Here is a 14124-nt window from a genome sequence, read left to right as displayed (position 1 = left end):
CAGTGTAGGCATTGATGAAATTTCTGTTTTCGTTTCTTTTTGTATTCACCTGTTGGTGCACAGTGCCGCCAGCAGTCTTTGCAGCCAGTCTTGTGGAGGTGACAATTCAGGATAGAGATTATCTTGTTGTTCATGTTGCGGATGGAGAAATCATTCATCACGAAGGCAGTCAAGGAGATGAAGTTATCCGCTATACCCCTGAGCTGGACACCGCTGTGGCGATGCAACCAGCTCGATGGCTGCTTACCTCATCAACAGACTCTGCCTATGGCAGCGGAGGGCAGCACCCTGTTTCCTGCTCACGCAAAAAGAAACTCAGCGGGCATGGTGAATTTGAGTGGTCGACGAGCGACAATGATTTTCGCTACGAATACACCTATGATCACTGGATTTACCTCCAGCTCCCCAGTTCACTGCAACAAAACCAGACCTATTCGCTCACCATTGACGCTTCCACCAATATCGACAGCAGTACCATTCCCCTGACTTTTGATGTCAGCCAGAGCCGTTCCGAAGCCATCCATATCAACCTGGTCGGGTACAGCCCAGACGCACCATTGAAAGCTGCCGACCTGTATGCCTGGATGGGTGACGGAGCAGCTCGAAATTACACGTCCTTTGAAGGCAATGGGGTGTCTGTACTGAATGTGAACAACGGCAGTATGCAACAGGTGGGAACAGTACAATTCTGGAAACAAAAGGGAACAGACACGGGCTGGGTAGACATGACCGGTTCAGATGTCTGGAGTATTGACCTTTCCAGCCTGGCTACCCCCGGAACATACAGACTGGTGGTTGAAGGTGTTGGCTCCAGCCGGGATTTCACCATAGGCGAGCAAATCTATCACGATCCCTTTATGGTTTCACTTCGGGGGTATTTCTATATGCGCCTTGGGGAAAGCAACCCCAAAGGCATAACTCCTGCCCCGCGGACACCACTCCTGATTCCAGGAGATGCCGACGGAACAACGGTATACCTGACCTCCATGCAGCCCTATCACAACGACTGGAATTCTTTTTCCTCTGGGGATCAATGGGATAAACCCTCTGACTGGGCTGCCTACTTGCAAAATGGTTCGCCCACAAATACCAATGCCTGGGGAGGACACTCCGATGCCGCAGATCTGGACAGGCATCTCCGCCACGTTGCAAACATCTACCATCTCCTTCTGCCCTATCTGCTCACCAATGGCCGCCTGGATGATGATAACACCGGTATAACCGAAAGCGGAAACGGTATCCCCGACCTCCTGGATGAAGCCAGGTATGAGGTCGATTTCTGGCTGAGGCTACGGGATGGCCAAGGATATTCCCATGGCCTGACCAATCCAACTTCCGGATTCGCCCTGTACCAGGCAGGTGCCACCCCTATTGCAGCCTGGGCCAATGCAGCCAACGCTGCCATGCTTGCTGACGCATTTCGTCTGGCCGGTAACACCACTCTCATGGAAAAGTATCGGGATGCGGCTGTCCAGGCCTTTACCTATGCCTCTTCCCTGGCCGACCCCATGCTTGACCAGGGCCTGAACCTGGATGATGGCCTGCTCAGGGGCAGGGATTTAAAAATGATGGCCGCAGCACACCTGTATACCATCACAGGGGATCAACGGTATGAGGATATCGTGTATGCAGAAAGTGTCTGTGCTGCAGCCCCTGCAACCCTCATGGACAATACCCGCAATCAGCTCTTTGCCACAGCAGCATATCTGAACACCCCGCAGACAGTTCATTATGAGGAAATGCAGGGAAATATGCGTACCCAGATCATACAGGAAGCCAAGACCCAGGAGGCGGATCTGATGACCACAAGGCCTTCAAGGAGAGCAACAGATCAAAGGCCTTCGTACTGGACTACTGCCCATTTCATGACTCGGACTCTCATTGCCCATGCCATATGCACAACAGCTGCGGACAAGGAGTATTTCCGCCAGGCCATGGACAGCGAGGCATCCTGGAGCCTGGGAAGAAATCCGCTGAACATGATCCAGATGACCACCACAACAACGCCGCTGTCAACTAAACGCAGTGTGCCGGATGCGTACACGTCAGGCAGATATGATGGCGTATCGGGGGTGCACCCGGGCCATACTCCCTACATGAACCTCAATGACTGGGCCCCTGCCATGGTAATGGGCAGGCCTTCGGCCCTGTACAAATACAGTTATCCTGCAGATGTTCCGTCCATCTGGCCCAGGGGAGAAACCTACTTTCCGTCACGCTGGGTGTGGGCCCACAATGAATTTACCCCAAGGCAGACCATGTCGGGAAAGATGGCCCTGTACGGGTACCTGTATGCGTTGGACAAGCAATCCACTACTGCATCCTCTTCCACCTTTCCCTGGCCTCTGATTCTCCCAGCACTTTTCTCAAGTGAATAAATAGTACCTGATCACGCAGCTGATCGCGGCTCCTTGCTTGTATAACATCATTACCGTAAGTGCTGAGAGAGCATCTCTATTTGGCAAAACACCAGCAAAAGGATTACTAAAAAGAATAAACCTCCAAAAATCTGGGATATCGGTTATGCTTATGCCGAAACGTTTTGCCATGTATTATACCCTTCAGTAATTACGGTAAATATCGTCTCAACCCAACAAATTCGTTAATAGCGTCACACCTTCTTCATATTACCGGCTATGATATTTTTCAAACAAGCGATCGTGCTCATTGCACTCACTCTTTTTATAGACGTTCTACCGTTTGTTCAAAGTATTCAGGCTCAGCCGCGCTCCCTGGACAAGGTCTCAGTTCAACTTGACTGGAAGTTTCAGTTCGAATATGCCGGTTTTATCGCGGCTGTTGAAAAGGGGCTCTATAAAGATGCCGGACTGGATGTGACCCTTTACGAGTACCAGTCAGGTGTTGATACGGTCGCCAAAGTTCTGGGCCAGAAAGTCAATTATGGCATCCATAACTCCAGCCTTGTTATTACCCAGGGAAAAATCCAGCCCATCGTGCTGCTGGCCACCTACTACCAGCGTTCTCCGCTGGTATTCGTCACTTCAACTGACATTGCAACACCACGGGAGATGTACGGCAGACGAATAATGGGAACAAAGGATGAATTCAAATACAGTTCCCTGGCACTGATGCTGAATCATTTCGGCATAGACAGAGAAAACTCACAGATCATTGAACATAATTTCAGCATAGAAGATTTCATCAACGGCAAAATTGATGTGATGAGCGCCTTTCTCTCTAACCAGATTTATGAACTGGATCAACGAGGCGTTGAATACAACATTATCGATCCCTTTGATTACGGCTTTTTCATGAGTGCCGTCAACCTGTTCACCTCAAGAGAAGAAGCTCTTAAGCATCCCGAACGTACAAGAAGGTTCATCGAGGCCACCAATAAAGGATGGGAATACGCCTTGAACCATCCCGAAGAACTCATTGAGATAATTCATGAAAAATATGCCCCTGAAAAATCAAAAGAGGCATTACAGTTTGAAGTTGAAATAACCAAAAAACTGTTTCTCAGAGATTTCTACCCCATCGGCGCGGTTAATATTGAACTGACCATGCGTGCCTACAAACAACTGACCGATCGCAATATGATACAGGAGGGGCAGAAGCTGGGCACCTTTCTTTTTGAAGAACTCATTGAAGCAAGTCAATCAGCCCAGGAATTGAACGCAACAGAAAGGGATTACCTCTTTACCAAAAAAGAAATTACCTACTGTATAGATCCTGACTGGATGCCTTTTGAGGGTATTATCAATGATCGGCATGTGGGTATCTCAGCGGACTACTTCAACGCATTTAGAAAAAAGCTGCCAGTACCACTGCGCTTTGTCCCAACAATTTCGTGGCAACAATCACTTGATTTCATTAAAAACAGAAAATGTGATGCACTGGCACTTGCAGCTCCTACAAAACATCGGCGCGCATATCTTGATTTCACCACCCCACACATCATCTTACCTGTTGTGCTCGCCACAAGGATGGATGAATTTTTCATAGAGGAAATCGAATCTGTCCTTGATCGCCCCATAGGGCTGGTAAAAGGATATTCCATCAACACGGAATTGCGAACAAAATACCCTGATGGAAATTTCGTTGATGTCGACTCACTGAATGATGGACTGGAACAAGTAGAAAAAGGGCTCCTTTTCGGCTACATAGACACCCTCATGCCAATCGCAGATGCCGCACAAAAACGCTTTACAGGAACAATCAAAATCTCTGCACGACTGAAGGAAACCGTTAACCTGGCCATTGCAACCAGAAACGATGAACCCCTGCTCCACTCGATATTTCAAAAACAAATCGGCCTGCTTACTCCGGAGCAGAAACAGTCATTTTATAACAATTGGGTCTCTGTTAAAGAAGAAACACGCATTAACTATATATTGATATGGAAATTGGCCTTGGCCGTAGTGTTTATTTTGAGCATCTTTCTTGTCCATATCCTGCAGCTTCGCCGCTACAATCGCCTGCTTGAAAAACTGAGCATCACAGACAAACTTACCGGCCTGTACAACCGATTCAAGCTTGATGCAGCACTGCTCAATCAGGAACATACCTATGACCGTTATAAAGCCGATTGCGGCGTGATTATCGTCGACATCGACTATTTCAAACTCATTAATGACACTTTTGGCCACCAGATGGGCGACAAAGTGCTGGTTGAAGTTGCCGAACTCCTGCAAAACAATGTCCGCATCACCGACATATTAGGGCGCTGGGGGGGAGAGGAGTTCCTCATCATCTGCCCTGGCTGTTCAGCAGATGATTCAGAACAAATGGCTGAGAAACTTCGATATCTTGTCTGTACGAACAAATTCAGCCATGGCAAACCATTGTCTGCCAGCTTTGGAGTAAGCTCATTTGCCCAGGGGCGCACAACCAAAGATACGCTCAAAGCTGCCGATGATGCTCTTTACCAGGCAAAAAACAGGGGCAGAAATCGCACGGTTAGTGCCTCCGTCCCACTGGTTGCCCATGAATTTGTTCGAGAGTAGCGAGTATTGCTCGGATATGATCACTTAAGAAAAGTATAAACTGCCCTGGCAGTTCTCGGTGTTAACAACACTGATATTTCAGGTATTTCTGAGTTGTAACTGGTCGCAGGTGCTTCAGATTTGGGTAAGCGAAGACTCCGGCAGGTTATCTATGCGGGAAACCGTGATCGTGCAAGAGATAAGCGACCAGCGGGAGACTTTGTGGGGTATCTGTGATCAGTTACAATTGTTGGAATCCAATTTCCGCACTCTAATTGGATACTTTTTATACGTCCCCTTCCATGGCCCCATTAAGGCGCTTTTCAATTGTGCCTTGGCAGAAAGGGCCTGCTCTTCGGCTTCAAATAGAGACGATATCTTCAACTCTGGATAAGTCTCTGATATTGCTATCCATTCATTTTTTGCTATCTTTGCTTCCAGTATAAAACAAGCCTGTACCATAATAATAATCGTGATAAGAACGCGTTGATCTTCATAAAAAAATAAACACCACAAGGTGGTGCCAGTTTGAATGGTATTGAAGACGCGCAACTTTTTCAAGTTTTTTATTGGCAATCGTTATTTAAAAAAAGACCCGTGTCAGCGCAAACACTTGAAACAAAATCAATTATTCCCAAATACAAAGCAGGCTTTTTTCCAGGCCATACACTTCTTTAAGTTTGCGCTTTTCTGCAAAAATCACGCTTGTCCAAATATGAGCACCTGGAGTCAGTTGCATTGCGGAGGTGAGTGAAACCAGGAAGATACAGACCCTGTGATGAGTTACATGCAAAGTTGAGTTGGTAAGCGAGGAACGAGACTCCGAAAAGACCATTTATGGCCGGGCACTAACCACCAGTAATGCTTCCCGTACATATTCATACTGTAAGGGAGCCTGCAGAAAACAGAGTTCGCCATCCAAAGCGACATAAATACTTCGTTTTTTGCGTTTATACTGTAAACACACACTTTCAACCATCCGCGCTTCAACATCTCTGGTTTTCTTCAACGGATCTATGCCCCGAAAAATGGCATTCAAGGCGATGTTTAGGGTTTCCAGACGACCTTTGCTTTTCAGGGCGATGAGATGCAAACCGTTTCTTCCATCATGACGCTCTGCGCCGAGAAATGGAAACGCCAGCTCACGTTCCCCCACTCCCACAAACACCAATGGTGATCTCAATAGTGTGCTATCCAGTTGTATCCTGGCACTACGAAGGCGAAGCAGTCGGCGAATACCGGCAACCAGGCTCGCCAGAGAATAGCTCATGCGTTTTTCCAGATGATTACGTGTGCGAACAAATTGCACATACGCTCCCACCGAACTGGTATTAAGAAATACCCTGCCATTAACCGTTCCAACATCAATTGCCGAGGCCTTGCCTGCCAGTGCCAGTTCCAAAGCATCATCCAGATTGGATGGTACCCCCATACGTTGGGCAAAATGATTCAACGTGCCACCGGGAAGCACGGCAAGCTCGGTGGTACTCCCCTGCAGTGCTGAAGCAGAAAGGCCAAGGGTACCGTCGCCTCCGCATACCAACACCCTGGGAGTCTTCTTACGTTTATGCTCAAGTAGTGCCTTATGCATCTTGTCAGGAGAAAGGATATGGGTATCCAGCCGTTTATCCTGCTGCAGGATATCCATATTCGTCGAGCCATTACCAGAACCGGGATTGATAAAAACCGGATATTTCATAAGATCCCCTTTACCCAATTACTACGGATGCTCTGCAGTTGTCTCCCCGAGCAGATCCCATCTATCTTCTCTTTTTATGAAACGATTCTTCTGTTGCGGAATATACTGTTTATCCTGCAATACCCAGTGAGTTATCACCAGTTGCCGTTGTTCCGCACGAATGGAACTGAACCCGTTCATCACACCTTCAGGGAGACGTTTTACACACGGAGCACCAGCATTGGAAATGATCATGCCGCTGCGGACCGTACAAAACGGAACATGGACATGGCCACCCAGTATCAGGTCCACACCACTTGCCGCCAACCGGGGTAACGCATCCTCTCCTTTCATAATCAGGGCCCTGTTCCGATATGCATCAGGCAGCCAGAAGGGATGATGTGCGACCAGAACGGTAATGCTTTTCCCCTCCACAGATGCCAGATATTTCTGAACCTCCCTGACCTGCTCACTGCTGATACGCCCCCTGGACCAATCCCAATACCAGCCAAATCTTCGAACAGTATTTATACCTACAACAGTGAAATCAGCGCCATTGTATCGAACAATTCCTGTGGATCCGATATGGGTACGCCACTTTTTCCAGGGATGAAAGAGGCGTTCTCCAGGATGATGAATGGAGACATCGTGGTTACCGGGAACTGTCAGGTACGAAATTCCCAGTTGTTCCAGAAAGAGAGCACTCTCTCTGTATTCGCGTGTACGGGCTCGGTGGGTAAGGTCACCACTTATAACAACAAGGTCCGGAGCCATTGCCTGAATGGAAGAGCTGAGCACCGCCAGATCACACTGCATGGGGTGACCAAAATGGAGATCTGAAATATGAATAATGTGCATTTTAGGCATCTTTCTGTAATAAGGCAAGCAACTCCTGAGCAGACACCTTGCCCGCAGCATCCGTACCTTTCAGAAGGCTCTCTGCAAGATCACGCTTCTCCTTGTGAAGATCCAGTATCTGTTCTTCAATGGAATTTTTGACCACCAGGCGATAGACTGTAACCGGTCGCTCCTGGCCAATACGGTGAGCCCGATCAGATGCCTGGTCTTCCACAGCAGGATTCCACCAGGGATCCATATGGATAACATAATCAGCTGCCGTAAGATTCAACCCTGCCCCACCAGCCTTTAAACTGATAAGAAAGACATCTCCTTCACCGTTCTGGAAATCACGTATCCGTTGTTTCCTCTTCTTTATGGAAGTGGATCCATCCAGATATTGATAGGGTATTTTTTCTGCATCCAGAAACTCGCGCAAAAGAGTAAGATGGTCCACAAACTGGCTGAACACCAATGTCTTATGATTATTGGCCAACAGTTCACGCACAGTATCTCCAAACACTTTCAGTTTGGTACCTCCAATGCCGCAATCAGGTACCACCAGCTTTGGATGGCAACATAATCGGCGCAATCTGGTGATTTCGCCAAGAATGCGCAGGTGCTTCTGCCCTGCTCCTTCATCACTGTGAGCATCAATATTCTCCAGGGCCTGCAACCGTTGGGCTTCATACAGCAACGCCTCGTCTTCGCTCATTTCAACCTCGAGGGTTACCTCTGTCTTTGCAGGTAACTCCTGCAAGACATCGCTCTTTAAGCGACGCAGGATAAAGGGATGCAGCAATTTACGCAGTTGCTGCCTGACCTCTCTATCCTGATCCCGTTCAATGGGAATGGCAAATTTCTCGTTGAATTTTTTAAACGAACCAAGCAACCCCGGATTGAGGAAATGAAACAGGGTCCACAGTTCACTCAGATGATTTTCAACCGGTGTACCTGTGGTAATAATCCTGAATTCAGCCTGCAATCCCATGGCAGCCTTGGACCGCTTGGTCTGAGCATTCTTTATGGCCTGGGCTTCGTCGAGCACCACGGTCTGCCATTGCACACTGCAAAGCAATTCGGACTCCAGCGGCAAGAGCCCATAACTGACGATAAGCAGGTCAAATGGCTGCAGATTCTGAATGGTCTGTTGCCTGTCTCCAGGACCAAAGACAATCACATTCAGGGTTGGGGCAAAACGCCTGGCCTCATCCTGCCAGTTGGATGTAACAGATAACGGAGCAACTACCAATGTCGGCCCCTGGGATGCCCGAAGCAGGATAGCTGCCAGTGCCTGGATGGTCTTGCCAAGTCCCATATCATCGGCCAGGCAGGCTCCCACCCCCCAGTGTGAAAGTTGGGCCAGCCATGAAAACCCTGCCTGCTGGTATTCCCGGAGTTCACCCTGAAAGGTAGAGGGTATGTTTGGGTTGACCACTTCCCTGAGTTGACGGCAATGCTGTTTCCAGGCTTCATCGGTTTCAAGCTGCCCGACCTCTTCCGTAAAATCCTGCAATGCAAGCGTTGCAAGTTGAGGGAAACGCATGCCTTTTCCACTTTTCTCAGAGAATGCCTGTAACTCTTTCAGCCGTTTACGCAGTTGCCCGGTTAAAGCCAGAAATGACCCGTCATCCAGGGGAACAAATCTGCCCGTGCCCTGGTTGAGCATGTCGAGCAACTTTTGTAAATCCAGAGCCAGGGTATCATCTATCTCCAAGGTGCCCGTGGCTTTAAACCAGTCCCTTTGCTGTTTGATCTGCATGGACAGGTTGTCCAAAGATACCTGTTTGCGGATGCTGAATTTTTCTCCCTGGGGCCACTCCAGTATTACCTGCTGGTCGCATTCTTTCAGTTCCAGCAAGAGCTGCAGCGTTTCTGCCAGGTCTTCCACCAGCCATTGATTATCTCTTTCTTCCAGATGCTGAAAAGTGGGACAGGACTGAAGAATCTCTTCCTGTAGTCTGTTTTCTTCTGCAAAATCGCGCATAGCCTGCACCTTTTCACCCTGTATTTCTGTCAGCACATTTTTGCCGCCCTTTCCAGGCCTGAAGCTTGAGCCCTCAGTTCCAAACGGTTTCACCAAAAATTCCAGGGATATTCCATCCTGGTGGGGAATAATATGTGCATGGGGAGTGCTGTCTGCCTCCACGGTTTTACATGCAGTGTTTGCAGTCGCTGCAAGATCCGAATGCACCGTGATCATTGAAGACAAGGAATCCGCGACCTTGCCAGCCAGTTTTTCCCCGGATTTGGGAATAGTCAGCCCTTTGCCCAACACCTGCATGATATCTTGGTGCTTCTGGCTAAATTGAATCAGTTTGTAACGCGTGGGGGTATCCTTGACCACCACAACTTCCTGTCCAGAAAAAGTCGGAGAAACAGCCAGCTGAATCTTCCCACCCTGCTCTATCAGTTGCAATTCCGGTTCAGCGGCAACAAGCTCCACATGCACATCAGGAGAGTTTTCCAAAAAGAGTAAAGGGTGCCCCACCAAAGCGAGAAGAGCCTGCTTATAATCAAAACTATAATCAGCCTTCCCATACCTATATCCATAACCAGAACGCGTATATGACTCCTCAATGGTCCGACATACCCGATGGTCCTGTTCAGTGAGCACTGTCATTTGGGAATGATTATCGTACAAATTTTTCAGTCCAACTACCCTGCCTTTGGTCCAGGTGCCATTTTTACTTAGATTCTGCAACCTGGGAGTTATGTTACTGTAATTATACTTAGGGTTATGACTAAACAACCATACCAGTCGTTGTTCAGCCGTCCTTGAGGCATTCTTCTCCGTGCCTTGGCCGGCGATGCGCAGCAGGGTTTTAAGCGTTTTCTCCCACTTGGGTTGCTCTTTCATTAAGGTAACACAGCTGACTGTCTCTCCCAGGGAGTGCAATTCACTTGAGACGCTCTTGTTTTCCGCTTTGTCGATGCCGACAAACGCGAGCAGTTCAGACAATTCAGCGGCAAGCCAGATATAGCCGTTTTCATAGGCCTTATCCCTGAGCTGACCTATCAGACGACTATTTCTTTTCGCCGCCGCAGTATCACTCCAGGCAAGGACGAGGTTACTGAGAAAAAAAAGAAGAGGGTTTTCTATATGACGGGTAAATTCATTGGCAAGCGGATGGCTTTTACTGGGCACCAACCCAAGCTGATCCTCAAAAATAGGCCGTATGACCTGCATGAGAAAGAAAAGAGGATATGTATTTTTCTCTGCTATCTTAATATATTCAAGGGCTTTTTCCCTCGCACTATCCTTGTCCTCTGCAAGCAGAGAAAGGAGATGAAAAATTCCGGCTTCGCTTTGTAAAAAAACTTTTTTCTTTCCGGTTGCCTTGGCAATACACTGTATACTCCGCTCAAACAGCCTGTTGGCTTCCTGATGCTCACCCCGAATAGTCGCTGCCCAGGCCATACGGCTAAGCTGCTCGGCCTCGAGGTCTCCCCCAAGGGTTTCGGCAAGGGAATCTGCAAGAAAGGAATCTCCACACAGCAAGTTATGCCTGATCAAACGCAGCGTAGTGGAATTACCCAGAATCTCTTCATGATACCTGTCCATGATATACATCAGAATATCTGTAGCAGGCTCCAGTAATCGCGCCACTCTCTCCAGCATAAGGAGCCCGACTAGCAGCCTTATTTCCGGATGTATTGCATCCATCATCTCCTCGGAAAAAGGCGCATTCAGCGTAATGTGGTACGGGTTATTCTGCAGAAACTCTTCATGGAAAAAAAGATACGCATACTCCTCTTCAATGATCCTGATTGTCTCTATGGAGTTATGCGTGAACAAAGCCATTTGAAAAGATCGCAGCAACTGTTGATAATTTTCAAAGGGGTTGGATCGTTTATTCATAACAGGCATAGTTATATGCTGTTGAAGAACGGAAGCAATATGCGCATAACTGCCCTGCTTAAGCATATCCCGCAGTACCTCGCCGCATATGGACTCCGAACAGCGTAACCCCTTGGCTGATTTGAACAGTATCTCCTTACTGATCAATTCTTTCTGTACTTTCTGTGTACTCTGGACGCTCAGCTTCCTGCCATTGTCCTGACGAAAGTCCATATCATGCAAACAATCAAGGATTGTTCCGATTCTGCAATTATCAACATTAACGGTTACTATCTGTACTATGCATTTGGCTAACCGAGACAAAGCGTGATACTGGGCCATGCGTTTATCGATATTTCTCGTTTGATTCATCGTCAGATTATTTATTGAGTTAAACAGAACCTATATACTGTATATTTTAAATATTATTTCCCTTCTTTAAGGGGATAGGCAAATCCCAATACAATACCAGGCAAAAGAAGAAATGGCTCAACATACTGTGCATTACCCGTTTTTGGAAGTCCTGTTGGAGAAAGAATACCGGACTGACACATTGAAACAGCTGGCAGCTCTTATCTGCCCGAAAGTGCCATCAAGAAAAGATGAACGTATCCAGGCCATCAAGCAGGCGATGTATAGCGATCTACAAGGAATTTTCAATAAACTTCCCGTACTTGGGCAGCACGCTGTTTCTGAAACCGTACATACTTGGAACGGCACCTTTCAGTTGCGAATATTTGTGAACAAATACCAGGCTTCCCCCTGGGAACATAGCGAAAGCTCTGCACAGTACCGTGGACGCGGCCCCGAGCTCCTGGAGCTTTTTCTCTTACAGGGGCACATGCCATCTGACCTGCTCGATAAATTACGACGTATAGTTCCCAAACCACCGAAGGATACCATCAACTATACGGACAACGAGTATGTGCTCGACCGGGGTTTTACTGTCAGAGAAACATCCAGAGCAGCCCTGGCAAATCTCGCCACACTCCTGACCCTTACCGAAGATAAAGAAATTCGGATCAGCGCAAAAACCGGTAGAGCCACAGCTGCTACAATGAAAAAGATTGCAGGTGTACTCTATGAACCGGATTGGTACGACGATGAGGATCTTGGCCCGATGCAGCCTTTTGCCTGGCCTTTACTGCTGCAGGGTGGTGGACTTGCCAAGCCAGACGGTTCATCCTTAGCGCTCACCCCTGCTGGTCGCAAAGCCCTGCAAAAAGATCTGCCAAGCGGCATACAGAAAGCATGGCAACGATGGGAAAAAACGAAAATTATTGATGAATTTTCAAAAGTCACAGCCATAAAGGGGCAAAAATCCAACGGGGGACGCACCATGACATCCCCTGTTAAAAGGCGCCCAAAGATCAACGCGCTTTTGCAAACCCTGCAGCCTGGAAAATGGATCAGCATTGATGAATTCAACCGTCTGCAGCAGGCGAGCCATGAATACTCCTTTGCTATGGTCAACTATGACTGGAAGCTCTATTTTCTCAACCAGCAATACGGGCATCTGGATTACCATGACACCTGGCCGTTGCTGCAACTTCGCTACACGCTTATCTATCTGTTCGAATACTGCGCCACCCTCGGACTAATCGATGTGGCATACCAGGCCCCCTATGGTGCAAGGAGCCAGGATTACCGGTCATGCTGGGGTGCAGATGACCTGGAATACCTCAGCCATTGTGACGGGCTGGAATATATCCGAATCAATGATCTCGGCGCTTTTGTCCTGGGCCATGCGGATGAGTACCAAGAGCAAAAACCTGATGCAGACATCTTTTCATTTGAAGGCGCAGATCTGGTCATCCAAAATCCCACAGCCATTGCTCCCGGCCAGGAACTCTATCTGGAAAAAATTGCTGAGCGCACAGAAGTTGACAGATGGCGTCTATCTGTTTCATCACTGCTGAAAGCGTTAAGCAACGGAGAAAGCCTGCAAGATATCAGAAAAACACTTGCAACGTTATCAGGCGGGGAATGCAACAACGAACTCAAACAACTGTTTTTTGAAGTTGAACATCGCTCAACCGCCTTTGTAAATGCAGGCAATGTAACCCTGATCAAATGCTCCTCTGAAGCCAGAAACCAGGCTCTGACCAATTCTCAACTCAGCAAACTCTGCATGCCAGCGGGAGAAGAACACCTGGTTGCAATTCCTGGAAAAGAAGATGAATTTCTTCAAACCCTGGAAACAGCTGGGTATATTCTCGGCAGCAAATAACCAGCTAAAGTCCTAAAGTCGTGCACATCCCTCTGATAATGGCCGAATAACCCGGGAGACAGATTGATTTTTCTTGAGCAGCGGCCTGCTTCTGCCTCTGCAGCGACTGTCGGCAGGTGTAACCGCTCAGGGATATTTGCAGGGAAAAATAAAATCAGTCCCCTGTCTCTTTCCAAGCGTTGCAATTTTGCCCTCCGAAGCTACTTTGTTGCAACCAGCTTGGTAGGGTGCGCCGTGCGCACCGTATAATCTGTTTTCACACCTTGGCAATGAAAAAGGGGACAGATTTATTTTTCTTTAAGTCAAGCTCCCCGCGTTAATAAAATAAGTCATTTCCGATCATTTACAGTTTCACTCTTCCATGCAATGTGCTTTGCATATGACAATCTAGCCGATCCGTCTACGGGCTTACGACATGACATAAAAAATAATCCTTCTGGCACAAGGGGAATTTTGAGACGTGTGTTTTTAAGGTTGCATGTATTTGATAACTTTCTGATAATGTGCAAGATTTTCATTTCGACTATATAAAATCTTGGCTTTTCAGGCTCGCACTATGCACGTTGCAATTCTTCGCTCGCTCCTTCATCTT

At 47.8% G+C, this 14124-nt stretch carries 6 protein-coding genes; 3 read left to right on the top strand and 3 right to left on the bottom strand.

Translation table 11 applies throughout. The features are described 5' to 3' along the window. The first annotated feature begins 14 nt into the window (after window positions 1-14). Window positions 15-2378: a cellulase N-terminal Ig-like domain-containing protein gene (locus G493_RS30325; protein WP_051309641.1), complete on the top strand. Its 2364-nt coding sequence runs from the start codon at window positions 15-17 to the stop codon at window positions 2376-2378. Window positions 2379-2660: 282 nt separating this feature from the next. Further along, on the top strand, window positions 2661-4967 hold the full coding sequence (locus G493_RS30320) for a diguanylate cyclase (protein WP_205623727.1): 2307 nt from the start codon (window positions 2661-2663) through the stop codon (window positions 4965-4967). Between the two features lie 814 nt (window positions 4968-5781). On the opposite strand, the gene G493_RS0119865 is transcribed toward G493_RS30320, so the two are convergent. From G493_RS0119865 to G493_RS0119855, 3 genes are read right to left on the bottom strand one after another with little or no spacing between them, the layout of a single operon-like run. After that, the gene (locus tag G493_RS0119865) at window positions 5782-6645 is read right to left on the bottom strand and encodes a diacylglycerol/lipid kinase family protein (protein WP_035275320.1); all 864 of its coding nucleotides are present in this window, start codon (window positions 6643-6645) and stop codon (window positions 5782-5784) included. A gap of 21 nt (window positions 6646-6666) precedes the next feature. Continuing rightward, entirely contained in the window at window positions 6667-7482 is an 816-nt protein-coding gene (locus G493_RS30315; protein WP_051309636.1) for a metallophosphoesterase family protein, read from the bottom strand. A 1-nt stretch (window position 7483) separates the two neighbouring features. Next, a complete protein-coding gene (locus G493_RS0119855) occupies window positions 7484-11644 on the bottom strand; it encodes a DEAD/DEAH box helicase (protein ID WP_161629858.1) in 4161 nt (1386 codons plus the stop codon). 142 nt (window positions 11645-11786) lie between these two features. Here G493_RS0119855 and G493_RS0119850 point away from each other — a divergent pair, with 142 nt between their 5' ends. After that, entirely contained in the window at window positions 11787-13532 is a 1746-nt protein-coding gene (locus tag G493_RS0119850; protein WP_028581793.1) for a hypothetical protein, read from the top strand. Window positions 13533-14124: the final 592 nt, after the last annotated feature.

This window comes from Desulfogranum japonicum DSM 18378 (genome assembly GCF_000429945.1).
In the GTDB taxonomy this organism is placed as follows: Bacteria; Desulfobacterota; Desulfobulbia; order Desulfobulbales; family Desulfobulbaceae; genus Desulfogranum; species Desulfogranum japonicum.
This window is presented reverse-complemented; position numbering and strand designations above follow the sequence as displayed.

Excerpts from the sequence above, each read along its gene's own strand:
- G493_RS30315 (WP_051309636.1), bottom strand. The coding sequence starts at position 7,482 with ATGCACATTATTCATATTTCAGATCTCCATTTTGGTCACCCCATGCAG.
- G493_RS0119855 (WP_161629858.1), bottom strand. The coding sequence starts at position 11,644 with ATGGCCCAGTATCACGCTTTGTCTCGGTTAGCCAAATGCATAGTACAG.
- G493_RS0119865 (WP_035275320.1), bottom strand. The coding sequence starts at position 6,645 with ATGAAATATCCGGTTTTTATCAATCCCGGTTCTGGTAATGGCTCGACG.
- G493_RS0119850 (WP_028581793.1), top strand. The coding sequence starts at position 11,787 with ATGGCTCAACATACTGTGCATTACCCGTTTTTGGAAGTCCTGTTGGAG.
- G493_RS30325 (WP_051309641.1), top strand. The coding sequence starts at position 15 with ATGAAATTTCTGTTTTCGTTTCTTTTTGTATTCACCTGTTGGTGCACA.